The sequence below is a fragment of the Sphingomonas sp. SDUR79 genome, from assembly GCF_056821745.1.
In genome coordinates this window covers 1,896,656-1,918,469 of record NZ_JBPDIN010000001.1, presented here as the reverse complement: position 1 = coordinate 1,918,469, position 21,814 = coordinate 1,896,656, and the positions used below count along the sequence as shown (strand labels likewise).

The following is a 21,814-nucleotide window of genomic DNA, read 5'->3' as shown; positions in this document are numbered from 1 at the left end:
GAAAAGCGCGGAATATCTGCTGTAGGTATAACCTGTGTTTATGGTTTGGCGCGGTTATCCTCGAGCACCTGTTGAAAGGTGCGCAGGAAGGCGTGGGCGGCGCGCGATGGCTGGCGTTCCTCCAGCGTCACCCACGAGATGGTGAAACGCAGCGGCGGGTCGGTCGGTAGCCAGGTGAAGCCCGGCGCGCGCCAGGCGCGGGCGGTGAATTCGTCGATCACCGTCACGCCGCGCTCGAGCTGCGCCAGACGCGCGGCGATGAAAAAGGTCTGCACCGACACGGTTTCGCGAAAGGCGATGCCGCGCGCACGGGCGGCTTCGGTGAGGACCGCGCCGATCGGGCCGGCTGCGGCGACGCCGATGACGTCGCGGTCGGCGAGCTGTTCGAGCGGGAAGCGATCGCCGGGGTCGGGGAACATGCCCTCGGGATATTGCACCACCAGTTCGCCCTCCGCCATCGCCGCGCGCGCCAGGCGGGGGTGGGGCGGGGGCGTGTAGGCGATGGCGATGTCCAGTTCGCGCTCGATGAGCGAGCGGAGCAGATCGTCATGGTGGTGGGTATGCACTTCGAACGTCACACGCGGCCAGTCGCGGCGGAACAGCGCCATCGCCTGGGGCACCATGTCGAGCGCGAGGCTGGGGACGATGCCGAGCCGGACATGCCCGCCACCGGAGTGCGACAGGTTGCGCGCGGTCTGTTGCAAGGTGCCGAGCCGGTCGAACAGGTCGCCGGCCTCTCGCATCAGCGCGTGCGCCTCATCGGTCGGGATCAGGCGGCCGCGCGACAGCTGGAACAGGCGAAAGCCCAGGCTGTCCTCGGCATGGTGCAGTGTCTTGGACACCGAGGGCTGCGACACGCCGAGCGCGCGCGCGGCGGCGCTGATCGAGCCGTGCTGATAGACGGCGTGCACGATCTCAAGCTGACGCAGGCGCATCAGGCCCGGTCAGACATAATGGGGTTCGGGGTTTTCGTGCAGCGCATCGTAATGGACCAGCACCGGTTCGGGGCCGAGCGGCACCGGCTGGCCATCGCGGAACGCCCATTCGCCGCGGTCGCAATCGGCCGCGCGGACATAGCCGTTGATGTAGAAGCGGCGCTGGTGGTCGGCCGTGTTGCGGCCCGATCCATGGACCAGATAGGGGCTCCACATCGCGATGTCGCCGGGCTCCATTTCGAGATCGATGACATCGGCCGGGTCGATCCCGGCGTTGCGCAGCGCGTCGTCGGTCATCTCGTTCCCCAGCACCTCGGTCGAGGTGTCGAGGTCGAGCGCACCGGCGCGGTGGCTGTTGGGAATCATCCGCATCGCGCCGCTGGCCCGCGTGTGCGGATCGATGGCGAGGCCGGTCTGGATGTAGGAGCCGCCGAGGTTGCGATAGGCTTCGTCGGGCTTGCGGAAGCGCGAATCCTGATGCCAGGCGAAATCGCCCAGCGACCCGGGTGCCTTCCAGTGCAGCTGGTTGATAATCTGCTTGAGGTCGCCGCCGATCAGCGGGGCGAGCAGTTCCACCCAGCGCGGGTCGAGCCGGACGGCGTTGAGCACGTCATTGTGATAAGACGGCCATTGCACCATCGGCACGACCGGGGCGCCGTCGGCATCGGCCCGGACATTGTAGAATAAATTGCCGTGCCGGAAGGCGCGGCCATGCGCGACGCCCTCGGCATGGACGGCGTCGACCGCAGCGGCGATGCGTGCAATCTCATCGGGTGAAAAGACGCCACGAACAACGGCATAGCCATTGGTCCGATATTGGGCGACGTGATCCATACAGGCCTCCGCACACGCGTTACGCGTGTAAGGCTTTCACTGGATCGGGAGTGCGTCAACCCCGTGACGGCACGGGTTTGTGGGCACCGGTGTAAGCTTAATTCCTCCCCTGAGCTTGCTTAGGGGAGGGGGACCGCCCGCGCAGCGGGTGGTGGAGGGGCGGCCGCGCAGACGGCCGTGAGCATCTCGGCAAAATTCCGCCGTCTTCGCGGCGGCCCCTCCGTCATCGCTACGCGATGCCACCTCCCCTGCGGTGCAGGGGAGGAATGGGACAGTCAGCCAGCAGGTCGTGAGTCGGGATCGGTGGCGTTCGCGTCGAGCATGTCGGCGGCGGCGTTGAGCTGCGCAGCCTCGTCTGGCGACACGCCGGTGGCGTCGTCGGTGCCGTTGCAGGCGGCAAGCAGAATGAGTGGCAGCAGGATGATGGCGCGCATGATTCCCCCCGGAAATGCGCGGGGCCGTCAGCGCGACGGCCCCGGCAAAGGATCAGTTGTTCTTGTCGAGTTCGTCCTCGGCCGCATCGGCGGCGTTGCCGACGCGGTCGGCGCCTTCACCGATCGCGGCACCCGCACGGTCGGCGGTGTTTTCGGCGGTGCTGAGCGCGCCATCGGTCGCGGCTTCGACGTCGTCGGCGGCTTCGCCCATCGTCGCGTTGGCATCGGCGCCGATCGCCTCGGCAGCTTCAGCGGTTTCGTTCTGCGCCTTGTCGCTGCAGGCGGCGAGGCCGAGTGCGGCAACGGCGGCGAGCGGAAGAAGGGCCTTTTTCATGTTGTTCCTCTCTGAAACGATGGTCGTTCGGGGCAGGACGCCTGAATCGAGACTAGGTTCCGTTCGGCGCGAGGGCAATCACGGCATTTGATGGCCAAAAAGCTTGCCTCAGCAGCGTCATGCGCCTAAATCCAACCGGTAGTCGGCCGCCCGTGGAGGGCGGCCCTTATTGTTTCTGGAGACTTTGACGTGGCTCAGCCGCTCATGCCGCATGCGACCGCTTCCTGGCTGGTCGACAATACCGCGCTCAGCTTTGAGCAGATCGCCGATTTTTGCGGCCTGCACATTCTGGAGGTGCAGGCGATCGCGGACGACACCGCTTCGACCAAGCTTACCGGCCGTGATCCGGTGCGTGCGCACGAGCTGACGATGGAGGAAATCGAGAAGGGCCAGAACGACCCCGATTACCGCCTGAAGATGAGCAAGGGTCCCGAGCAGATCCGCCGCACCAAGGGGCCGCGCTACACGCCGGTGTCCAAGCGCGCGGACAAGCCCGATGGCATTGCGTGGATCATCCGCAACCATCCCGAGATTTCGGACGGCGCGATTGGCAAGCTGATCGGCACCACCCGCACCACCATCGCGGCGATCCGCGATCGTTCGCACTGGAACATCGCCAATATCGTCCCCAAGGACCCGGTGACGCTGGGCCTGACCAGCCAGCGCGAGCTGGATTCAGCAGTGGCCAAGGCGGCGAAGGCGGCAGGCATCGAGGCGCCGGTCGACACGCGGCTGGAGGGTGACCGTGAGGCGCTGCTCGAGCAGCTGCGCGCCGAGCGCGACGCGGCGTCGCGCGATACCGCGCCGGGCGTGGAATATGACCGGGATACGCTGTTCAAGAGCTGATCGGCTGCTTTTTCGTTTTTACGGTATCGTGACGGCGCGTGGACTCGACAAGCGGGTCCCGCGCCGTCACTGTTTCCGGTATGGCTGAACCGGCGATCTCCCCCGACATCTCGCTGACCCAGGACGAGAGCTTTGTCGCGACCAGTCATCGCGGGCTGACCTATCCTTTGGGCGAGCGCACGCCGGCGGTGGGGGAGGCGATTGCGGTCGCGCCCGGCGTGCATTGGGTGCGCATCCCGATGGCGGGGCCGCTCGATCATATCAATTGCTGGCTGGTCGCCGATGGCGATGCGACGACGATCGTCGATAGCGGGCTGAACGTGCCGCCATCGGTCGATGCTTGGCGTGCGCTGTTCGATGCAGAGCCGCTGGCGTCCGCGCCGCCGGGGCGGGTGATCTGCACGCATTTCCATCCTGACCATATTGGCCTTGCCGGATGGCTGGGGCGCAAGTTCGACGCCGCGATCTGGATGACGCGCGGCGAGTGGCTGATGGGGCGGCTGTTGACCGCCGATGTGCGCGATGCGGTGCCCGACGAGCAGATCGCCTTCTGGCGCGCGGCGGGGTGGGACGAGGAACAGGTTGCGGCGGCGAGTGCCAAGGGATTTGGCCAGTTTCGCCGGATGGTTGCGCCGATGCCGCTGGGCTATCGCCGGATCGTCGATGGTGAGGACATCGCGATCGGCGATGCGATGTGGCGCGTGGTGGTGGGATCGGGGCATTGCCCGGAACATGCGTGCCTGTGGAACGCGCGCGACGGCGTGCTGATCGCGGGGGATCAGGTGCTGCCGCGGATCAGCTCCAACGTCTCGCTGGGCGTGAGCGAGCCCGAGGCCGATCCGCTGGGCGAATGGCTGGCGTCGATCGAGAAACTGCTGCAACTGCCCGACGACCTGCTGGTGCTCCCGGCGCATGGCGCGCCGTTTACCGGGCTGCATGTCCGGCTGGCGGCACTGCGCGACGAGCATCGCAAGCGGCTGGATATTCTCGCCGAGCATCTGGTCGAGCCGCGCCGTGCGGTCGATTGCTTCGGGCGGATGTTCCGGCGGTCGATTACCGGCGACATGCTGGGCCTCGCGACCGGAGAGACGCTGGCGCATCTGCGGCGGCTGGAGGTCGAGGGGCGGGCCGTGCGCGAGGTGCGCGACGGCGCGTGGTGGTATCGCGGGACCGTTTAAGTTCGGCTGCGCCGAAGCCGCACCGGCCCGCTCCCCCACCCGGCCACCCAACGACAGTGTATTCTATGGGTGGCCGGGTGGGGGAGCGGGCCGGTGCCGCACGTTTCAGTGTAACTGAAACCCGAGCTAAGCTAGCGTCACGTCGCCGGGTGGCCTGATTCTGGAGAGCGATGCAATGTGCGACGATCTGACCAACGCCGACAATGAGCAGCTGATCAAGGGCATGAGCCGGCGCGAATTTGGCGCGGCGGCGGGCGCTGCGGGACTGATGGCGCTGTTGCCGACCCCCGCCAATGCGATGGGCATCCAGTCGACCGATGTGACGTTCAAGACCCCGGACGGGACCGCCGATGGCTATTATGCAGCGCCCAACAAGGGCAGGCATCCGGCGGTGCTGGTGTGGCCCGACGTGATGGGGCTGCGCCCCGCATTCCGCCAGATGGGCGAGCGGCTGGCGCAATCGGGCTTTGCTGTGCTGACGATCAATCCGTTCTACCGGTCGGTGAAGGGGCGGTTTCTGCAGCCGGGCGAAAGCTACGCGACGCCGAGCGTGCGCGAGAAGATCGGGCCGTGGCGGGCGCTGTTGACCCCCGATGCCGTGGTGCGCGACGCGACCGCCGCAGTGGCGTGGCTCGACGGGCAGCGCGCGGTGGACAAGAAGCGCGGGGTCGGCACCACCGGATATTGCATGGGCGGGCCGTTCACGATGCGCACCGCAGCCGCGCTGCCCGGGCGGGTCAAGGCGGGCGGGTCGTTCCATGGCGGGGGCCTTGCCACCGACAAGCCGGACAGCCCGCATCTGCTGGTGCCAAAGATGAAGGCGCGGTTCCTGTTCGCGGTCGCCGAGAATGACGACAAGCGCAACCCGAACGAGAAGGAACTGGTGCGCGCGGCCTATGCCAGTGCCGGGCTGGCCGCCGAGGTCGAGGTCTATCCCGCGAACCATGGATGGTGCCCGCCCGACAGCCAGGTGTACGATCAGGTGCAGGCGGAAAAGGCGTGGGCGCGGTTGCTGGAGACGTTCAAGGCGCTTTGAGGTGCGCCTGATCCTCCCCCTGGCGGGGGAGGATTGTTTCGGGCTTGACCCGCCGCGCGATTTAGTTCCTATTTTGTTCTCATTCGACTCGGAGGGAAGACGATGACGCTGACGCTCTATACCAACCCGATGTCGCGCGGACGGATCGCGCGCTGGGCGCTCGAGGAAGCGGGTGCCGAATATGATACGGTCGTGATCGAATATGGCCCGCGCTCGCCCGAATTTCTGGCGGTGAACGCGATGGGGAAGGTGCCGGCGATCGTGCATGATGGCGTGGTGGTCACCGAATGCGCCGCAATCTGCGCCTATCTGGCCGACGCGTTCCCGGCGGCCAAGCTGGCGCCGCCGGTTGATGCGCGCGGAGCCTATTATCGCTGGCTGTTCTTTGCGGCGGGGCCGCTGGAACAGGCGGTGATTAGCCGGTCGATGGGCTGGGATGTTGGCGACGATCCGCAGAAACAAGGCATGCTCGGCTTTGGCAATTATGACCGTACGATCGATACGCTGGATGCGGCGGTGAGCGCGGCGGGCGGCGGCTGGCTGGCGGCGGATCACTTCACGGCGGCGGACCTGTATGTCGGGGCGCATCTGACCTGGGGTCTGCGGTTCGGGTCGATCCCGAAGCGCGACTCCTTCGCGGCGTTCGTCGAACGGGTGCAGGCGCGCGAAGCGGCGCAGCGGGCCAATGCGCTCGACGACGCGCTGATGCCGGCACCGGCGGAGGGGTGATCCAATTCCTCCCCTGAGCTTGTCTCAGGGGAGGGGGACCGCTCGCGAAGCGAGTGGTGGAGGGGCGGCCGCGCAGACGGCCGTAAACAGCTCGGCAAAATTCCGCCGTCTACGGGGCGGCTTGCTTCGCAAGCCGGCTCCGCTGCTGCGATATGCCCCCGGCATATCGCTGATCGCAGCTACACCCCCTCCGTCAGCGCTGCGCGCTGCCACCTCCCCCAGCAAGCTGGGGGAGGAATTGATTACCCCACCACGCGCGACCCAAGCCGTGCAGCCAGATATTCGAGGTTGGCGATGCGGCGCCACACGGCGCTGTCGTTGATCGCGGACGGGTTGAAGAAGCGGCGCATCGCGGGGAAATCAAGGTCGATCACCCGGCCCATATAGTCGGGCGTCAGCGCGCCACCATGCTCGTCACCCATCGCGCCGAGGCGGCGGCGCAGCGCATAGGTGTGGCGACGGAGCCAGACCGGGCGGATGCGGGTGAGCCATTCGGTGCGGCGATGCGCGAGATTCGGCGGCCCGGTAAAGTCATGGCCATAGGCCGAGGGCTGGGCGGCGAGCACCGGGTCGATCGCGTTCAACAACGCCGCCTCGAACCGCCCGGCATATTTGAGCGGCATCGGCAGCGTCATCGCCTCGGCCACCACGCGATGATCGAGGAAGGGCATCAGATAGGGGCTAAACCGGGCTTCGAGGCTGATCTCGCGCCCGAACAGCGCGCGGCAACGGATGCGCGGGTAGATCTGCTCGACGCGGTTGCGCGCGAGCCGCCCGGTCGCATCGGGCGGGGCGAGCGATGCGGCGATCTTGTCCGCAATCGCGTCGATGAACCCGCGCGGGTCGAAGCGGTCGGTGGCGTCGGCCGGGGTGAAGCGCGCGAAGAAGGTCTGCGCAATGTCGTGCGCGGTGAAGCGGCGGTCGGGGAGGTAGAAGAAGTTGCGGTAGATCTCGCCGCACCCGCCCGACACGGCGAGCGCGCCATCGGCGTGGCGGGCAAGCTGCGCCGCGCCGTTGGTGCCATTGTCGAAGATGTTGCCGAAGGTCGGCAGCCCGTCGAACTGGCGGTAGTTGCGGTCGACCAGTTCGGCAAAGGCATCGGGCGGAACGACGCCGTCTTCCTTGTCGAGCCATTCGATTGGGAAGCCGAGCTCGGCGCCGATGTGCTGGGCGATCACGACATCTTCGTCGCCCGGTACGCCATAGACATAGATATGCGGGTCGCAACCACGGGCGCGCAACGCGGCGAGGACAAGGCGCGAGTCGAGCCCGCCCGACAGCGGCGCGCGGACATTGCCGCCGAGCGCATCGACATGCGCGCCGACAATGGTGAGCAGCCGTTCTCGGTGGCGGGCGATGCGGTCGGGCAGGGGCTCGTTGCTGGGCGCGGCGGGCAGCGGCTTGGCGATGCCATGACGGACGGTGCCGGTCGCGGTCAGCTCGACGACGGCGTTGGGCGAGAGGGTTTTGAGCTGATCGAACACCGTGTCGTCGCCGACCGGCATGACGTTGAAGACGAGCTCATACACCCCCTGCGCGTCGAAGCTGAGTCGGGGGAGGGCGCGGGCGGCGGCGAGGAACGTCGTGGCGAAGACGCGGTCGTCGGTATCGTGGAACAGCTGGTAGGCCGAGAAATAATCGCCGAACAGGAAGCTGCGGCCGCCGCGGCGGACGAGTGCGACGAACTGGCCACCGAGCCGGTCCCAGTCGAGCGCGAGCGGGTCCATGGCGAGCAGGGCGGCGAGCGCGGATTCGCCCATCTTGCGATCGGCGACCAGCGTCCCCGCGACCGCGACGAGATCGTCACCGTGTTGAAGCAGCGACGGCGGCCCGGCGATGATGTGGCCGGCGTGGAGCAGGGTCCAGCCGGGGAGCGACGTTTCGACAGGCGCGGGGAAGCCCTGTTCCGAGAGCACCGCGCGCGCCTCGGCCAGCGCTCTATCAGCGAAGCGCGGGTCGTCGTTCCGGACAAGAAACAGGCTGGCCATGGTCGCGTCCTAACCGATCATGCCGCCGCGGGCGCGGGCGAAGTGCCGCGCGGCTTGCCCATCGGGCGGATGCCTTCCTCGGCACGCTTGCGCGCGAGATAGGTGTCGAGCCCGATCTGGGCGCCGACCAGCATATAGACGAACGGGTTGAGCGCGATACCGACGAACAGCGAGCCGAACAGATAGATGATGTGCCCATGCTGAAGCGCGGTGGCGAGCGGGGCGATCCAGGCCTTGTCCGGGGGCACGTCGCGATAGCGGCGGCGCAGCACCTCCATCCGCAAAATGCCGCCCAAATGGATCATCAGCCACAGGATGAAGCCGGGCCAGCCTTGTTCGCCGAGCATTTCGAAAAAGGCCGAGTGATAGGCGCGCGACTTGTCGATTTCGGGCGTACGCACCACGGTGCGGTTGGCGCCTTCACCGACGATCTCGACCTTGTCGTACTTGATTTCGTTCTGGCGATAGGCTTCGAACCCGCCGCCCATCGGGTGGGTCTTCACATACTCCCATGTCCATTTCCAAACCTCGATCCGGGTCGAGGCGCTGGCGTCGGCCTGATAGGTCGAGATCGTCCCCATCCGCTCCGTAAAGCTCGCCGGGAGGAACGGGACCGACGCGACGGCGAGGAAGCCGGCGCCCGCGACATAGAGGATGCGGCGCTTGACGTCGCGCAGCATCAGCACCGCGAGCAGGCCCGCGCAGACCAGGCCGGTGCGGGCCTGAGTCCCGACCGGCATCAACAGGCACGCGAAGATCAGGGCATAGCCGAACGCCTTTACCCGCCAGTCGGGCGGGAAGATCGTGCCATATTTGGTGAACCACAGGATCAGCGGGATCAGGCAGATCGACACGGCGGAGATGATGCTGCCTTCGAACAGGCCGCTATTATTGTCGACGATCAGCTTGAGCTGGCCATAGCCGCCACCGCCCAGCGCGGTCTTGACCCCGCCCGCGATGATGATCGTCGCGACCGAGAGCAGCATGAACAGCAACAGCGCCTCGATCCGCAGCCTTGTGCGCAGGGTGAGGGGGAGGAAGATGGCAAAGGCCAAGGCCTTCCACACCCAGTCCCATTTATACGCCGCGTCGATCGGGAAATCGGCGTTGATCGTGGTGTAATAGCACCAGCCGAGCAAGGCGAGCATCAGCCCCTGACGCGGGGCGACGCGCATGTCGCGCTTGTCGTCCATCGCCGCCCAGGACAGCACCGCAAAGCCCACCGCCATCGCCGAAATCGGGAAGGCGTTGAGCAGGAAATAGCTCATCCGCTGGGGCGAGACGATGTCGATATAGACATAGGCGAGCACGAACAGGAACGGCCGGCGCAGGCCGAGCGCGAAGATGGCTCCCAGAAAGGCGATGAAGGCGAGATCACGCACCGGGGCGTTTCCAGCCGCGCTTGGGCGGCGGCGGCTTGCCGTCGAGGCTGTCGTCATCGACGGCGGGGCTGTTCACCAGACGCCAGGCGACGACGAGCAACAGCCCGTGGGTTAGCGCGAGAACCAGCGTGTCGATCATCGTGGGGCGGGGATAACCAACTTCGGTTGACGGGCCGTTAAGTGATCGCGTGGCAAGGACTGGCCATGCGGATCCTGCACGTCCTTGATCATTCGCTGCCGTTGCACAGCGGCTATACCTTTCGCACGCGCGCGATCCTGAAGGCGCAGATGGAGCGCGGCTGGACTGTCGCCGGGGTGACGGGGCCGCGCTACCACACCGGCGATTCGCCGTTCGAGACGCTCGACGGGATCGACTTTCACCGCACCAAACAGATGCGGCGCCTGCCGCCGGTCGTCGGCGAGCTGGCGGAGATCGCGGCGTTCGCTCGGCGGATCGGCGAGGTGGTCGAGCGGTTTCGGCCCGATATCCTGCACGCGCATTCGCCGGTAATCGATCCGCTGGCGGCGATGCGTGCGGCGAAACGCTATGGCTTGCCGTTGCTCTACGAAATTCGCGCATTTTGGGAGGATGCGGCGGTCGGCAATGGCACCGGGAGCGAGGGGTCGGCCAAGTATCGCGCGATCCGGGGGCTGGAGACCTGGGCCGCGCGGCGCGTCGATGCGGTCGCGGTGATTTGCGAAGGGCTGAAGCGCGACCTGATCGCGCGCGGAATCGACGCGGGCAAGATCATGGTGTCGCCCAATGGCGTCGACCTGCATCTGTTCGGCGATCCGGTGCCGCGCGATGCGACGCTGGCGGCGCAGCTGGGGCTGGAGGGCGCCGATACCATCGGGTTCATCGGCAGCTTCTATGACTATGAGGGGCTGGACGATCTGATCGCGGCGATGCCGGCATTGCTGGCGCAGCGGCCCGGGGCGCGGCTGGTGATGGTCGGCGGCGGGCCGATGGAGCAGGCACTGCGCGCACAGGCGGCGACGTCGAGCGCAGCGCATGCGATCCATTTCGTCGGGCGCGTGCCGCATGAGCAGGTCGAGCGCTATTACTCGCTGATCGACCTGCTGGTGTACCCCCGCAAGCATATGCGGCTGACCGATCTGGTGACGCCGTTGAAGCCGATCGAGGCGATGGCGCAGCACCGGCTGGTCGCGGCGTCCGATGTCGGCGGGCATCGCGAGCTGATCCGCCATGGCGATACCGGGACGTTGTTCCCGCCCGATGACCCGGCGGCGCTGGCGGATGCGGTGGCGGGGGTGTTCGTCGATCGCTCCGGCTGGGACGCGCAAAAAATGCGGGCGCGGCGCTGGGTCGAGACCGAGCGTAACTGGTCGTCAAACATTTCACGCTACGAACCTGTTTACCAAAGATTGATCGACGCCCGATCACGGGAATCCAAATGGTTGCGTACGCCCTCGTTCAACGTCTGACCCCCAATGTGGCGCTCGCGCTCGCCGGTGGCGCGGGCGCGTGCGCGGTGCTGGCGAGCCTGGTGCTGCCCGGCGCGCTGCTCGAGGACATGGTGCTGGCGAGCGGCATCGCGGCGTTCGTGCCGGCCGCCGAACCGCCGCTTGGCACGACGGCGCGGCTGTGCATCGGGCTGTTCAGCGGCGGACTGATCGCGCTGATCGCGTGGATGGGGCTGTCGGCACTGATCGCATGGATCGATTCGCGCATCGCTGACGGACCGGAGGGAGAGCGTCGCCCGACCGTGCGCCGCGCCGATGCCCATCCCGACGCGCGTCCGCGGGTGCCGCTGCGCGCGAGCGATCTCGACATGCCGGCGCTTGAGCCGGTTCCGGCGGCAGCGCCGGAGGTCAGCGTGGCCGATATCCTCGACCTGTCCGATGCGGCACTGCCCGAAGAGCCGGTGATCGCGATGGGGCCGCCGTCCGAGGGGCGGTCGCTGCACGCGCCACTGCCCGAGGTGCAGGAGCTGCCGGCCGATCTCGACCAGCCGCTCGCGGCGTTCGATCCTTATGCCATTCCCGCCGTGCCGATGGTGCCGCCGCCGCCGGTCCGCCCGCTGCGCCGTCGTGCCGCCCGCGCGCCGATTTTTGATGCGGGCGAGCGGTTCGAGACGTTCGAACTGACCCCGCCCGTGCGCCCGGCACCGGAGCCGGTCGCGCAGGTGCCGGAGGCAGCGACGCCGATCGCCGCGCCGCAGACCGAGGCGAGCGTGCAGGCATTGCTGGACCGACTGGAGCGCGGGCTCACCAAGTTCGCGCCGCCCCCGCCGGAACCCGCACCCGATCCCAAGCGCAAGCTGGAGGACACGCTGTCCGAACTGCGCCGGATGGCGATGCGGGCTTAGTGATCGTCTAATCCTCCCCCGCAAGGGGGAGGTGTCAGCGTAGCTGACGGAGGGGGAGGAAGGGTTGAGCTGGCGGCTCAAATGCGCAGCCGTCCTCCCCCTCCGTCGCCTTCGGCGCCACCTCCCCCTGGCGGGGGAGGATTGAGTTAGCGCTCCTCCACCGTCAGCACACAGATCTTGAGCTCTACGCGGTCGCCGGCGCGACTGCGCGATTCGACCGTCAGGTCCGCGACCAGATGGCCGCGCAGCGCGAGCTCGGCTTCGGGCAGCTCGGCGATCCACGCGTCCAGCGCGGGTGAAGGCGTTGCAGTGAGCAGCAGCTCATGCCGCGCCCCGGCAAAGGTCGCGCTGGCCCAGCGGGTCCAGCCTGCCGACACGATCGACAGGTCGATGCCGCACAGTGCGGCATGGCGGGGCAAAGCGCGTTCGAGCAGCACGCCGGCATCGGGACCGCTGCTCATCGGCCTGCCTCCTGCGTCGAGGCGGGGCGGGCCAGTTGCGCCTCGATCCGCGCGCACAGTTCCGGCCCCGGATCGCGGCCGTTGCGCAGATCGTCGACCAGTCGCGGATCATTGACCGCCAGCCGCCCAAATTTGGTGCGCGGCATGCCTGTTTGCCGCAGATATCGCTCAATTTTTCCCAGAATCGCCATCGCCCTTCCTCACGCTACGGGGCCGCCCCCGACTCATGTGTTCATTAAATGTTCTCATTTCCAACTTGTCTAGGAAAAATCCTGCGGCTATGAATGCGATCATGGAATCGGACGAACAGCGGCGGGCATTGGCGCAGGCGGCGGTGGCGCGCGGGGCGTCGCTGGCGGAGCTGTCGCGGCTGATCGGGCGCAACGCCGCCTATCTGCAGCAGTTCGTGACGCGGGGCAGCCCGCGCCTGTTGGCCGAGGGGGACCGGCGGCGGCTGGCGCGTTATCTGGGTTTGAGCGATGCGGCGTTGGGCGGGCCGGCGGTCGAGGGGCTGGTGGCGGTGGCGCGGGTCGATGCCGGGGCGGCGGCGGGACGCGGGCGGGTGGTGGAGAGCGAGCGGGCGAGCCCGTTATTGCTCGACCCGGCGTTGCTGCGGCGGTTGGGCGTGCGCGCCGACATGGCGTCGACGATCCGCGTCGAGGGCGCGTCGATGGAGCCGACGCTGTGCGATGGCGACGAGATCCTGGTCGACGGCGCGCGGCGGGTGCCGGGGCCGCGCGCGGCGATCCATGTGTTTCGCCGTGACGGGATGCTCTCGGTCAAGCGGATACGGGCAATGGGCGGCGAGGTCGAACTGGTTAGCGACAACCCGGATTACGGGCGTGAAATCGTGCCGGTGCGCGCGATCGACGTGGTCGGGCGCGTGGTATGGATGCACCGCGCGCTGGTGTGACGGTCGCGGGTTAGCGGCTGCCGCGCACCCGGTCGATCAGGGCGACGATGATGAGCAGCGCAATGCCGATGCCAAGACCGGCGAGGAAGCCGATCGAGGGCTGTCCCTGACGCACGCCGATCACGGTGCCTACGATCAGCGACAGGGCGAGGAGCGCGCCGCCGGCAATCGGGGCGGGTTTGGATGAGCGGTTCATGCCCGCGCCATGCCACGTCCCGTGACGGGACGCCACTGTCCCGTCACGGCACGCTCGGCACGTGCAAAAGCGCTATGGTTTCCAGCGATTTACCCTCGAAACCCGCAGTGCTGCACGCCTTCGCCGAAGCTGGCACGCGCGGTGCGTGCGTGCGCGCGAGACTGTGCAAGGATTATCGATGTCGCCCATCCCCTATCTCGCCGACCGTGCCCATGTGACCGACGCCGCCGACCTGATCCGGGCATTCGGTGACGATGCCGGTCTGGAAGCGGCCGCACGCGCGGACAAGTTTCGGGACCTGGGCAACCACATCAATTTCTGCCGCTGGCGCCAGATCGAGCGGCTGATCGTGCTGATGAGCGTCAACCGTGCGGTTGGCACCGTCCATTGAGATAAAGGTCCCCCGCATCGGGCAGTGACGCAACCGGCGCACCCCACCGACGTTGTGCGCGGATGGGGGATCGATGACGTTACCGCAAATCCTGTCGATTACCGTGCTCGTGGGCATGATGGCGCTCTTTCTGTGGGGGCGCTTTCGCTATGACGTGGTCGCGGTCATGGCGCTGCTGGCGGCGGTGGCGGCTGGCATCGTCGCGCCGGAGAATGCGTTTTCGGGATTTTCCGACGACATTGTGATCATCGTCGGATCGGCGCTGGTGCTGTCGGGCGCAGTGCAGCGGTCGGGCGTGGTCGAGCGGGTGATGCGTCTGTTGCAGAAGCGGGTGACGCGGGTGCGGTCGCAACTGCTGCTGCTGTCTGCCAGCGTCGGGCTTGGTTCGGCGCTGGTCAAGAATATCGGCGCGCTGGCGATGCTGATGCCTGCGGCGTTCCAGATGGCGAAGAAATCGAACAGCTCGCCCAGCGTGTTCCTGATGCCGATGGCGTTCGCGTCGTTGCTCGGCGGACTGATCACCCTGATCGGCACATCGCCCAACATCATCGTCAGCCGCGTGCGGGAGGAAATGACCGGGCAGCCGTTCGGGATGTTCGATTACGCGCCGGTCGGGCTGGGGCTGACCTTGGTCGGGCTGATCTTCCTGCGCTTTGGCTATCGCCTGTTGCCGGCGGACCGCCGCGCCGCGCCGACCATGGGCGAGGCACTCGACATCCACGATTATGCGACCGAGGCCAAGATCGTCGAGCAATCGGCGGCCAAGGACGAGCGGGTGTCGGCGTTCCTCGAGCGGCACGATCATGAGGTCGCGATCACCATGTTCCTGCGCAACGGCGTGCGCGCGACGCCCTGGCCGGACATGCTGCTGCGCGAGGGTGACATCCTGATCCTGGGCGGTACCCCGGACAGCCTGGAACGGGCGATTGCGCGCGACCGGCTCGATTTCGTCGGCACCAGCGAAACACCGGAATCGGGCGAAGGGGACGAGATCGGGGTGATCGAAGCGGTGGTTGGCCCCGGGTCACCGCTGGTCGGCGGAACGGCGGGATCGCTGATGCTGCGCCAGCGCTATGGGATCAACCTGATCGCGGTGTCGCGGCGGGGGGAGCGGATTGTCCGGCGCATGCCCAATGTCGTGTTCCGCGCGGGCGATGTGATCGTGCTGCAGGGGCCGCTGGGCGCACTTCCGGGGACGCTGACCGAACTCGGCGCGCTGCCGCTGGCCGAACGCGAGCTGCGGCTGGGCAGCGTGCGCAAGGGGCTGTTGCCGATCGCGGTGCTGGCGGTGGCGATGGCGGCGACCGCGGCCGGGGCGGTTCCGGTGACGATCGCGTTCTTTGCGGCGGCGGCGGCGGTGGTGCTGCTCGGCGCGCTGCCGCTGCGCGAGGCGTATGATCATGTGGAGTGGCCGATCCTGATCATGCTTGGTGCGCTGATCCCGGTGAGCGATACGCTGCGCAGCACCGGGGTGACCGAGATTATCGGCACCTGGCTGTCCGCGACGGCGTCGGGCCTGCCGCCATGGGGCGCGGTGGCGCTGATCATGGCGGCGGCGATGGCGGTGACGCCGTTCCTCAACAATGCCGCAACCGTGCTGGTGATGGCACCGATCGCCGCCACGTTCGCGGGCGACCTGGGGCTGCGGCCCGAGGCGTTCCTGATGGCGACGGCGGTTGGCGCGGGATGCGATTTCCTGACCCCGATCGGGCATCAGTGCAACACGCTGGTGATGGGGCCGGGCGGCTATCGGTTCAGCGACTATGCGCGGCTGGGTGCGCCATTGTCGCTGATCGTGCTGGTGGTGGGAACGCCGCTGATCCTGTGGTTCTGGCCCGTTGCGTAAGGGCGGGGCGCTTCCTACCTGCCCACTATCGACCACGACAGGAGTAGCCGATGCGAACCCCCGAAGCCGTTGCCGGAATGCTGTGCCCCGTGTGCAAGACGGGGCTCCATATGAGCGACCGGCAGGGGATCGAGATCGATTACTGCCCGCAATGCCGCGGCATCTGGCTGGATCGCGGCGAGCTCGACAAGATCATCGAGCGGAGCGGCGCGGGCGAGGCGCCGACGGCCCCACAGGCGCCGCAACCGCCGATGCCGCCGCAGCCGCCGATGCCGCCGCAGGGCAACCCATGGCCGCAGCAGGGTGGCGGCTATCCGCAGCAGCAGGGCTATGGCGGCGGATATGGCCATCAGGGCCACGACCCGCGCTACTACAAGCACAAGCGCAAGAAGAGCTTTCTGGAAGAGCTGTTCGATTGAACCAATTCCTCCCCCAGCTCGCTGGGGGAGGGGGACCGCTCGCGCAGCGAGTGGTGGAGGGGCGGCCGCGTAGACGGCCGTTGCCGGCTCGTCAAAACTCCGCCCTCTGCGAGGGCGGCCCCTCCGTCAGCGCTTCGCGCTGCCACCTCCCCTGAGCGCGCTCAGGGGAGGAATTGGTTCACGCCAGCGCGCCGACCATCGCCTTTACTTCCATGAATTCGGCGAGGCCGTATTTGCCGTGCTCGCGGCCGTTGCCGCTCTGTTTGTAGCCGCCGAAGGGCAGGTCGGGGTTGGGCTGGCCGCCATTGATATAGACCATGCCGGCGCGCAGGCGCGGGGTGACGCGCTTGACCGCTTCGGGGCTGCCGAACACCACCGCCGACAGGCCGTAATCGGTATCGTTGGCGATGCGGACGGCCTCTTCCTCGCTGTCATAGGGGATGATCGTGACGACGGGGCCGAAGATTTCCTCGCGCGCGATCGTCATGTCGTTGCGCACGCCCGAAAACAGCGTCGGCTTGACGAAATAGCCCGTGTCGATGCCGTCGGGACGGCCCGGGCCGCCGGTCTCCAGCGTCGCGCCTTCCTCCAGCCCCTTGCGGATCAGGCCCTGAATCTTCTCCCACTGGGTCTTGTTGACGACCGGGCCGATATGGCGCCCCTCTTCGGCGGGATTGCCGCAGGTCGTCGCCTTCATCACCTCGGCAGCGGCGGCGGCGGCTTCCTTTTCCAGCGCGGCGGGGACGAGCAGGCGAGCAGGCGCAATGCAGCTCTGGCCGGAGTTGAGCAGGACGCTGAACAACGTGCCCTTCACCGCCGCCGCGACATCCGCGCCCTCCAGCATCAGCGAGGGCGACTTGCCGCCCAGTTCCTGATGCACGCGCTTGACCGTGTCGGCGGCGTTCTTGGCAACCGCGATGCCGGCGCGGGTCGATCCGGTGAAGCTCACCATGTCGACGCCCTTGTGCTTGCTGAGCGCGGTGCCGACGCCGGGGCCGTCGCCATTGACGAGGTTGAACACGCCCGCCGGCACGCCTGCGGCGTCCATCACCTCGGCAAAGATCGCGGCGCAGCTCGGCGCTTCCTCGCTGGGTTTCAGGATCATGGTGCAGCCGGCGGCGAGCGCGGGGGCGACCTTGGACACGATCTGGTTGAGCGGCCAGTTCCACGGGGTGATCATGGCGACGACGCCGATCGGCTCATGGACGACCAGGCTGTTGCCGACCGCTTCCTCGAACTCGAACTCCTTGAGCGCGCGCGCGGCGGACATCAAATGGCCGATGCCGGAGCCGACCTGCGCGGTCTTGGCGAGGCTGAGCGGCGCGCCCATTTCGGCGCTGATCGCCTGCGCCATGTCGTCCATCCGCGCCTTATATTCGGCGATGACCCGATCGATCAGCGCGAGGCGATCCTCGACGCTGGTGCGGGAAAAGGTTTCGAACGCGGCGCGCGCAGCGGCAACGGCCTTGTCGACATCGGCCTGAGACCCCAAAGTGATTTCGGTGGTGGCAGATTCGGTAGCGGGATCAATGACTTGGTGGCGGGTTCCGCCCTCGCTTTCGATCCATTGGCCGCCGATATAGTGTTTGAGATAGCTGCGCATCCTGGTCTCCGAAAAATTTGAGGTTCGGGTATGGAGGCTTATGTGGCGAGCGGGGGCACGGGTTGCAACCTGAAACTGGAGATGAGGCGATGGCGCGGCAGGCAGTGATCCGGTCGACCGGCGGACCCGAGGTGATCGAATGGGTCGAGGTCGATCTGCCGCCGCCCGGCCCCGGGGAAGCCCGCGTGCGGAACGAAGCGGTGGGGCTGAACTTCATCGATACCTATCACCGCTCGGGCCTGTATCCGGTGCCGTTGCCGAGTGGCCTGGGCAGCGAGGCGGCCGGGGTGGTCGAAGCGGTGGGCGAAGGAGTGACGGCGTTTGCGGTCGGTGATCGCGTGACGACCTATGGCCCCGCGCTTGGCGCTTACGCCAGCGCGCGCTACGTCGCAGCGGACGCGTTGCTGCCGATCCCCGATGGCATCGGGTTCGACGTTGCGGCGGCGGTGACGTTGAAGGGCTGCACGGCCGAATACCTGATCGAACGCTGCGCGCGGGTGCAGCCGGGGCAGACGGTGCTGGTTCATGCCGCGGCGGGGGCGACGGGGCAGCTGATCGTGCAGTGGCTGAAGCATATCGGCGCGACTGTGATCGGCACGGTCGGATCGGCGGACAAGGCCGAGCGCGCACGGACGATCGGGGCGGATCATGTAATCGAATACAAGCGCGAAGACATCGCCGCGCGGGTGCGGGAGATTACCGGGGGCGAAGGCGTGCCGGTGGTGCTGGACGGGGTCGGCGGGTCGACCTGGGAGGCGTCGCTCAAGTCCACCGCGCGGCGCGGGATGATCGTCAGCTTCGGCAATGCCGGTGGGCCGGTGACGGGGGTCAATCTGGGGACGCTGAGCCAGCATGGCTCGCTGTTCGTGACGCGCCCGACGCTGTATCACTATTATGCGACGCCGGAGGAGCGTGCGGCGGGCGTGGCGCGGGTGTTCGACCTGGTCGCGCGCGGCGTGCTGCAGGTCGAGATCGGGCGGCGCTACGCCCTTGAGCAGGCGGCCGAAGCGCATCGCGCCATCGCCGCCGGGGAGACGATGGGCGCGACGCTGTTGATCCCGTGACCGTCAGCCTTCGCCGGGATAGGGCTTTGCCTTGAGCAGCCCGGCGAGGTGTGCGGCGTTGCCCGCGACCATCGCGGCGGTTTCCTTGACCTTCTTGGGCGTCTTGTCGAGATCCTGAAAGTCGGTCGAGCCCATCGCTTCGCCGACCCAGTAACAGGCGGCGACGGCGGGGATGGTGTATCCGACATCGTTCAATGCCTGAAACAGCTGGGCGGAGCTGAAATGCGCGCCATCCTCATTGCCGACGATCGCGGCGATAGCGACCTTGGAATAGCTCGGCATCCGGCCCTGGTCGTCGGTTTCGGAGATGAAAGCGTCCATCCGTTCGAGCACGCGCTTGGCGATGCTCGAAATCTGACCCATCCAGATTGGGCCGCCGAAAATCAGGATATCGGCGGCGAGGATCTTTTCGCGCAGCGCGGGCCATTGGTCGCCCGCGCCCTCGTCCGACGTCACCCCGGGCTTGATATCGAGCGCGGCGACGCGGACGGTTTCGGTGATGGTGACGTCGTGCTTGGCGAAGGCGTCGGCAAGGACCGCGATCATCGCATCGGTGGAGGAGCGCTCGGACTCATCGGCCTTGAGCGTGCAGTTTAGGGCTAGGGCGTTCAGCATCCCCGCACGACGCGCGGGGATGCTGAAGCGTTCCGTCAGTCGCGCTTTTCGCGGCTGAGGCGAGTGATGAAGGCTGCGCTGCGCAGCGCCTGGAGCGGGATCGAGGTGAGGTCGACCCATTCGCCCTCGGCATGCGCGTTTCCGCCCGTGACGCCGAGGCCGGCGAGGGTATCGACGTCCGCCGCGACGAACGCGCTGTCGGCGGCACCCCGGCGGGCGGGGTCCATTTCGGCCATTTCGGGGAGCTTCAAGTCGCGGTTGACGGCGTTGAGCTTGGTGAGCAGCGCGCGGTTGCCTTCGGTCGGGGCCATCGGCGGATAGCCCTCCTGAAAGTCGAGGCTGGCGGTCGTGCCGGGCAGGTTTTGCGCGACGATCGCCTGCATCGCGGCGCGGGTCTTTGTCTCCTGCTCCGGTGTGAGCGCGCGCAGATCGCCGCGCGCCACCGCCTCGGCAGCGACGATGTTGGTCTTGCCGCCCGCGCTGACCTGATAATTATTGTCGGCGAGCGTCGCGGGGGTGCCCGCCGCCATCACACCGACGTTGAAGGTCAGATTCTGCTCGGGCAGCGTGCGGCGGAATGCGTCGAGGATGCGGGCGAGTTCATAGGCCGCGCCATAGCCGAGCGATGCGCCGAACACGCCGCTGCTGTGGCCGGTCTTGCCGGTGGTGCGCAGCGTCCAGTTGGTCGAGCTGCGGCGGGCGACGGTGCCGGTATCCTTGCCATCCTCCCGCGCGAGATTTTCATATTCGAGCGCGACATCGGCCCATTTGCCCGCGGCGATCAGGTCGCGCCGGGCAATGGCAAGCGGGGCGCCGGTGCGTTCTTCATCGCCGGTCAGCACGATCTTGATGTCCGCGTGTTTGAGCGTGCCCGCCGCCTGCATCGCGCGCATCGCGGCGATGATGACGACGATCCCGCCCTTGTCATCGCCGATGCCGGGGCCGGTGGCGCGGTCGCCGTCGCGGACGAATTTCTGGAACGGGCTTTCGGGCTCAAACACGGTGTCGAGATGCGCGATGAGCAGGATGCGCTTGCCCTTGCCATTGCCCTTATGCGTCGCGACGAGGTGCCCGGCGCGGCCGGTTTCCTTCATGTCGATCCACTCGACCGCAAAACCGAGCGGTTCGAGTTCGGCGCGGACCATCTGGCCCACCTTGGTCACGCCGTCGATGTTGAGCGAGCCGCTATTCTGGTTGACCAGTTTTTCGAGCAGCGCGACGTGGCGGTCGGACTCGGCGGCGATGGTGGTCGCCATCTTGCTCTCGGCGGGGGTCTGGGCGGCGGCGGGGAGGGCGGCAACCAGCAGGGCGAGCGGGGCGAGGGTGCGGAACATCGTGTTGTTAAAGCCGCTGTGGCCCCGCTCGGCAAGGGCACGCGATTGCTTCACTTCGGATGCGATTGCATCCAAAAAGGATGTCACGCCGAGGTCTCCGCGCTAGATCGGGTGCGGGGGTGCCGATGTTCCGATGGTTTGGGCCAAAGCTGCCGATCGACCGCGACGAGTTCGAATGGCTGCTCGCTGTCTTCGCCTGGCTGATCCAGACGGTCGATCGCGACAAGGCCTATCGCGACGCGGTGCTGATCCTGCCGACGCGCGACTTCTTCCCGCCCAGCGCGGCGCAGGGGCACGATCGGGCGATCGAGCTGTTCGAACAGGTGCGGGCGCATGCGGGCATGGCGGAGTGGGAGTGCGTGCTGGTGCCGGGCGAGGAAGAGCGCGAGACGCGAATCGCGCCGGGCCATGCGCTCAAGCATGAGTACAGCCCGCCGGGCGGGACTTTCGGCCATGACGGCAATTGCGTCGTCATCACCTACAACCCATCGGCACTGGCGCGACCGGCCGATCTGGTCGCGACCTTTGCGCACGAGCTGTCGCATTATCTGATTCATGCCGATGGCAGCATGCCGCCGGGCGGTGCGGCGCTGGAGGAGCATGCCACCGATGTCGCGGCGGTGTTCCTGGGCTTTGGCGTGTTCATGGCCAATGGCGCAAAGACGTTCGGGCAGTTCCAGACCGGCGAGGAACAGGGCTGGGAAATGCGGCGGCAGGGCTATCTGAGCGAGGAGGCGCTGACGGCCGCGCTGGCGATCTTTGTGCGGATGGCGGGGGCTGACGCGGCGGATGCGGAGGCAGCGCTGAAGGACTATCTGCGTAGTGTGTTCCGCAAGACGCTGGCGGTGATCGACCACGACTATCCGACGCTGGTCAAGACGCTGGAGACGGCAGATCTGAGCGACTGGAGTCGGTAGCGGTACCGACCTGCTTTCGTCATCCCCGC

The 21,814-nt window shown here is 67.3% G+C and carries 25 protein-coding genes; 12 read left to right on the top strand and 13 right to left on the bottom strand.

Annotated features, from left to right (window positions below; translation table 11 throughout):
- Positions 1-38: 38 nt before the first annotated feature.
- The 4 genes from ACRYLO_RS09460 to ACRYLO_RS09445 form a co-directional block, all read right to left on the bottom strand.
- Positions 39-935, bottom strand: a complete 897-nt coding sequence (locus tag ACRYLO_RS09460; protein WP_482659915.1) for a LysR family transcriptional regulator — start codon at positions 933-935, stop codon at positions 39-41.
- Between the two features lie 9 nt (positions 936-944).
- On the bottom strand, positions 945-1,769 hold the full coding sequence (locus tag ACRYLO_RS09455) for a phytanoyl-CoA dioxygenase family protein (protein WP_482659914.1): 825 nt from the start codon (positions 1,767-1,769) through the stop codon (positions 945-947).
- A 275-nt stretch (positions 1,770-2,044) separates the two neighbouring features.
- Complete coding sequence (locus tag ACRYLO_RS09450; protein ID WP_482659913.1) at positions 2,045-2,203, bottom strand: hypothetical protein; 159 nt, start codon at positions 2,201-2,203, stop codon at positions 2,045-2,047.
- 52 nt (positions 2,204-2,255) lie between these two features.
- On the bottom strand, positions 2,256-2,537 hold the full coding sequence (locus tag ACRYLO_RS09445; RefSeq protein WP_482659912.1) for a hypothetical protein: 282 nt from the start codon (positions 2,535-2,537) through the stop codon (positions 2,256-2,258).
- Between the two features lie 189 nt (positions 2,538-2,726).
- Here ACRYLO_RS09445 and ACRYLO_RS09440 point away from each other — a divergent pair, with 189 nt between their 5' ends.
- From ACRYLO_RS09440 to ACRYLO_RS09425, 4 genes are all read left to right on the top strand, one after another.
- Positions 2,727-3,383: a cell cycle transcriptional regulator TrcR gene (locus ACRYLO_RS09440; RefSeq protein ID WP_482659911.1), complete on the top strand. Its 657-nt coding sequence runs from the start codon at positions 2,727-2,729 to the stop codon at positions 3,381-3,383.
- 80 nt (positions 3,384-3,463) lie between these two features.
- A complete protein-coding gene (locus ACRYLO_RS09435) occupies positions 3,464-4,561 on the top strand; it encodes an MBL fold metallo-hydrolase (RefSeq protein ID WP_482659910.1) in 1,098 nt (365 codons plus the stop codon).
- A gap of 175 nt (positions 4,562-4,736) precedes the next feature.
- Positions 4,737-5,597 carry a dienelactone hydrolase family protein gene (locus ACRYLO_RS09430; RefSeq protein ID WP_294019358.1) on the top strand — a complete coding sequence of 287 codons (861 nt, stop codon included), beginning with the start codon at positions 4,737-4,739 and terminating at the stop codon, positions 5,595-5,597.
- Positions 5,598-5,699: 102 nt separating this feature from the next.
- Positions 5,700-6,326, top strand: coding sequence for a glutathione S-transferase family protein (locus ACRYLO_RS09425; RefSeq protein WP_482659909.1), 627 nt, complete (start codon positions 5,700-5,702; stop codon positions 6,324-6,326).
- Between the two features lie 242 nt (positions 6,327-6,568).
- Here the strand turns inward: ACRYLO_RS09425 and ACRYLO_RS09420 are convergent, their stop codons facing one another.
- Genes ACRYLO_RS09420 through ACRYLO_RS09410 form a run of 3 tightly spaced genes read right to left on the bottom strand, consistent with a single transcriptional unit; the run spans position 6,569 to position 9,835 of the window.
- Positions 6,569-8,314, bottom strand: coding sequence for an asparagine synthetase B family protein (locus tag ACRYLO_RS09420; RefSeq protein WP_482659908.1), 1,746 nt, complete (start codon positions 8,312-8,314; stop codon positions 6,569-6,571).
- 17 nt (positions 8,315-8,331) lie between these two features.
- The gene (locus tag ACRYLO_RS09415; protein WP_482659907.1) at positions 8,332-9,696 is read right to left on the bottom strand and encodes a DUF5935 domain-containing protein; all 1,365 of its coding nucleotides are present in this window, start codon (positions 9,694-9,696) and stop codon (positions 8,332-8,334) included.
- A complete protein-coding gene (locus ACRYLO_RS09410) occupies positions 9,689-9,835 on the bottom strand; it encodes a hypothetical protein (RefSeq protein WP_156442820.1) in 147 nt (48 codons plus the stop codon). Before ACRYLO_RS09410 ends, ACRYLO_RS09415 begins: the two co-directional genes overlap by 8 nt.
- A 65-nt stretch (positions 9,836-9,900) precedes the next feature.
- On the opposite strand from ACRYLO_RS09410, the gene ACRYLO_RS09405 reads away from it, so the two are divergent.
- Positions 9,901-11,142 (top strand): TIGR04063 family PEP-CTERM/XrtA system glycosyltransferase, encoded by a 1,242-nt coding sequence (locus ACRYLO_RS09405; protein ID WP_482659906.1) that lies wholly within the window; start codon positions 9,901-9,903, stop codon positions 11,140-11,142.
- Positions 11,112-12,026: a hypothetical protein gene (locus ACRYLO_RS09400; protein WP_482659905.1), complete on the top strand. Its 915-nt coding sequence runs from the start codon at positions 11,112-11,114 to the stop codon at positions 12,024-12,026. The genes ACRYLO_RS09405 and ACRYLO_RS09400 overlap by 31 nt, the downstream gene beginning before the upstream one ends.
- Positions 12,027-12,172: 146 nt before the next feature.
- Here ACRYLO_RS09400 and ACRYLO_RS09395 read toward each other — a convergent pair whose 3' ends face one another.
- Both ACRYLO_RS09395 and ACRYLO_RS09390 read right to left on the bottom strand, forming a co-directional pair.
- Entirely contained in the window at positions 12,173-12,487 is a 315-nt protein-coding gene (locus tag ACRYLO_RS09395; RefSeq protein ID WP_482659904.1) for a hypothetical protein, read from the bottom strand.
- The gene (locus tag ACRYLO_RS09390) at positions 12,484-12,633 is read right to left on the bottom strand and encodes a hypothetical protein (protein WP_482659903.1); all 150 of its coding nucleotides are present in this window, start codon (positions 12,631-12,633) and stop codon (positions 12,484-12,486) included. The genes ACRYLO_RS09395 and ACRYLO_RS09390 overlap by 4 nt, the downstream gene beginning before the upstream one ends.
- Before the next feature lie 134 nt (positions 12,634-12,767).
- Between ACRYLO_RS09390 and ACRYLO_RS09385 the strand changes: the two genes are divergently transcribed.
- Positions 12,768-13,400 carry a S24 family peptidase gene (locus ACRYLO_RS09385; RefSeq protein WP_482659902.1) on the top strand — a complete coding sequence of 211 codons (633 nt, stop codon included), beginning with the start codon at positions 12,768-12,770 and terminating at the stop codon, positions 13,398-13,400.
- A 10-nt stretch (positions 13,401-13,410) separates the two neighbouring features.
- Here ACRYLO_RS09385 and ACRYLO_RS09380 read toward each other — a convergent pair whose 3' ends face one another.
- Positions 13,411-13,596, bottom strand: coding sequence for a hypothetical protein (locus ACRYLO_RS09380; RefSeq protein ID WP_482659901.1), 186 nt, complete (start codon positions 13,594-13,596; stop codon positions 13,411-13,413).
- A gap of 178 nt (positions 13,597-13,774) precedes the next feature.
- On the opposite strand from ACRYLO_RS09380, the gene ACRYLO_RS09375 reads away from it, so the two are divergent.
- From ACRYLO_RS09375 to ACRYLO_RS09365, 3 genes are all read left to right on the top strand, one after another.
- Positions 13,775-13,987 (top strand): hypothetical protein, encoded by a 213-nt coding sequence (locus ACRYLO_RS09375; protein WP_482659900.1) that lies wholly within the window; start codon positions 13,775-13,777, stop codon positions 13,985-13,987.
- Positions 13,988-14,060: 73 nt separating this feature from the next.
- On the top strand, positions 14,061-15,833 hold the full coding sequence (locus ACRYLO_RS09370; protein WP_482659899.1) for an SLC13 family permease: 1,773 nt from the start codon (positions 14,061-14,063) through the stop codon (positions 15,831-15,833).
- A 50-nt stretch (positions 15,834-15,883) separates the two neighbouring features.
- Entirely contained in the window at positions 15,884-16,252 is a 369-nt protein-coding gene (locus tag ACRYLO_RS09365) for a TFIIB-type zinc ribbon-containing protein (protein ID WP_482659898.1), read from the top strand.
- 178 nt (positions 16,253-16,430) lie between these two features.
- Here ACRYLO_RS09365 and ACRYLO_RS09360 read toward each other — a convergent pair whose 3' ends face one another.
- Positions 16,431-17,855, bottom strand: a complete 1,425-nt coding sequence (locus tag ACRYLO_RS09360) for an aldehyde dehydrogenase family protein (RefSeq protein WP_482659897.1) — start codon at positions 17,853-17,855, stop codon at positions 16,431-16,433.
- An 89-nt stretch (positions 17,856-17,944) separates the two neighbouring features.
- Here ACRYLO_RS09360 and ACRYLO_RS09355 point away from each other — a divergent pair, with 89 nt between their 5' ends.
- Positions 17,945-18,919, top strand: a complete 975-nt coding sequence (locus tag ACRYLO_RS09355) for a quinone oxidoreductase family protein (protein ID WP_482659896.1) — start codon at positions 17,945-17,947, stop codon at positions 18,917-18,919.
- A 3-nt stretch (positions 18,920-18,922) separates the two neighbouring features.
- On the opposite strand, the gene ACRYLO_RS09350 is transcribed toward ACRYLO_RS09355, so the two are convergent.
- Complete coding sequence (locus ACRYLO_RS09350) at positions 18,923-19,534, bottom strand: flavodoxin family protein (RefSeq protein WP_482659895.1); 612 nt, start codon at positions 19,532-19,534, stop codon at positions 18,923-18,925.
- A 35-nt stretch (positions 19,535-19,569) separates the two neighbouring features.
- The gene (locus ACRYLO_RS09345; RefSeq protein WP_482659894.1) at positions 19,570-20,868 is read right to left on the bottom strand and encodes a M20/M25/M40 family metallo-hydrolase; all 1,299 of its coding nucleotides are present in this window, start codon (positions 20,866-20,868) and stop codon (positions 19,570-19,572) included.
- Positions 20,869-20,993: 125 nt separating this feature from the next.
- On the opposite strand from ACRYLO_RS09345, the gene ACRYLO_RS09340 reads away from it, so the two are divergent.
- Positions 20,994-21,785: a hypothetical protein gene (locus ACRYLO_RS09340; RefSeq protein ID WP_482659893.1), complete on the top strand. Its 792-nt coding sequence runs from the start codon at positions 20,994-20,996 to the stop codon at positions 21,783-21,785.
- Positions 21,786-21,814: the final 29 nt, after the last annotated feature.

Bases quoted from the DNA above. Each gene is read 5' to 3' on its own strand.
- ACRYLO_RS09445 (WP_482659912.1), bottom strand. From the start codon at position 2,537: ATGAAAAAGGCCCTTCTTCCGCTCGCCGCCGTTGCCGCACTCGGCCTC.
- ACRYLO_RS09425 (WP_482659909.1), top strand. From the start codon at position 5,700: ATGACGCTGACGCTCTATACCAACCCGATGTCGCGCGGACGGATCGCG.
- ACRYLO_RS09380 (WP_482659901.1), bottom strand. From the start codon at position 13,596: ATGAACCGCTCATCCAAACCCGCCCCGATTGCCGGCGGCGCGCTCCTC.
- ACRYLO_RS09410 (WP_156442820.1), bottom strand. From the start codon at position 9,835: ATGATCGACACGCTGGTTCTCGCGCTAACCCACGGGCTGTTGCTCGTC.
- ACRYLO_RS09375 (WP_482659900.1), top strand. From the start codon at position 13,775: ATGTCGCCCATCCCCTATCTCGCCGACCGTGCCCATGTGACCGACGCC.
- ACRYLO_RS09450 (WP_482659913.1), bottom strand. From the start codon at position 2,203: ATGCGCGCCATCATCCTGCTGCCACTCATTCTGCTTGCCGCCTGCAAC.
- ACRYLO_RS09385 (WP_482659902.1), top strand. From the start codon at position 12,768: ATGAATGCGATCATGGAATCGGACGAACAGCGGCGGGCATTGGCGCAG.
- ACRYLO_RS09390 (WP_482659903.1), bottom strand. From the start codon at position 12,633: ATGCCGCGCACCAAATTTGGGCGGCTGGCGGTCAATGATCCGCGACTG.
- ACRYLO_RS09435 (WP_482659910.1), top strand. From the start codon at position 3,464: ATGGCTGAACCGGCGATCTCCCCCGACATCTCGCTGACCCAGGACGAG.
- ACRYLO_RS09355 (WP_482659896.1), top strand. From the start codon at position 17,945: ATGGCGCGGCAGGCAGTGATCCGGTCGACCGGCGGACCCGAGGTGATC.
- ACRYLO_RS09455 (WP_482659914.1), bottom strand. From the start codon at position 1,769: ATGGATCACGTCGCCCAATATCGGACCAATGGCTATGCCGTTGTTCGT.
- ACRYLO_RS09460 (WP_482659915.1), bottom strand. From the start codon at position 935: ATGCGCCTGCGTCAGCTTGAGATCGTGCACGCCGTCTATCAGCACGGC.
- ACRYLO_RS09395 (WP_482659904.1), bottom strand. From the start codon at position 12,487: ATGAGCAGCGGTCCCGATGCCGGCGTGCTGCTCGAACGCGCTTTGCCC.
- ACRYLO_RS09365 (WP_482659898.1), top strand. From the start codon at position 15,884: ATGCGAACCCCCGAAGCCGTTGCCGGAATGCTGTGCCCCGTGTGCAAG.
- ACRYLO_RS09400 (WP_482659905.1), top strand. From the start codon at position 11,112: ATGGTTGCGTACGCCCTCGTTCAACGTCTGACCCCCAATGTGGCGCTC.
- ACRYLO_RS09430 (WP_294019358.1), top strand. From the start codon at position 4,737: ATGTGCGACGATCTGACCAACGCCGACAATGAGCAGCTGATCAAGGGC.
- ACRYLO_RS09370 (WP_482659899.1), top strand. From the start codon at position 14,061: ATGACGTTACCGCAAATCCTGTCGATTACCGTGCTCGTGGGCATGATG.
- ACRYLO_RS09345 (WP_482659894.1), bottom strand. From the start codon at position 20,868: ATGTTCCGCACCCTCGCCCCGCTCGCCCTGCTGGTTGCCGCCCTCCCC.
- ACRYLO_RS09420 (WP_482659908.1), bottom strand. From the start codon at position 8,314: ATGGCCAGCCTGTTTCTTGTCCGGAACGACGACCCGCGCTTCGCTGAT.
- ACRYLO_RS09340 (WP_482659893.1), top strand. From the start codon at position 20,994: ATGTTCCGATGGTTTGGGCCAAAGCTGCCGATCGACCGCGACGAGTTC.
- ACRYLO_RS09350 (WP_482659895.1), bottom strand. From the start codon at position 19,534: ATGCTGAACGCCCTAGCCCTAAACTGCACGCTCAAGGCCGATGAGTCC.
- ACRYLO_RS09360 (WP_482659897.1), bottom strand. From the start codon at position 17,855: ATGCGCAGCTATCTCAAACACTATATCGGCGGCCAATGGATCGAAAGC.
- ACRYLO_RS09405 (WP_482659906.1), top strand. From the start codon at position 9,901: ATGCGGATCCTGCACGTCCTTGATCATTCGCTGCCGTTGCACAGCGGC.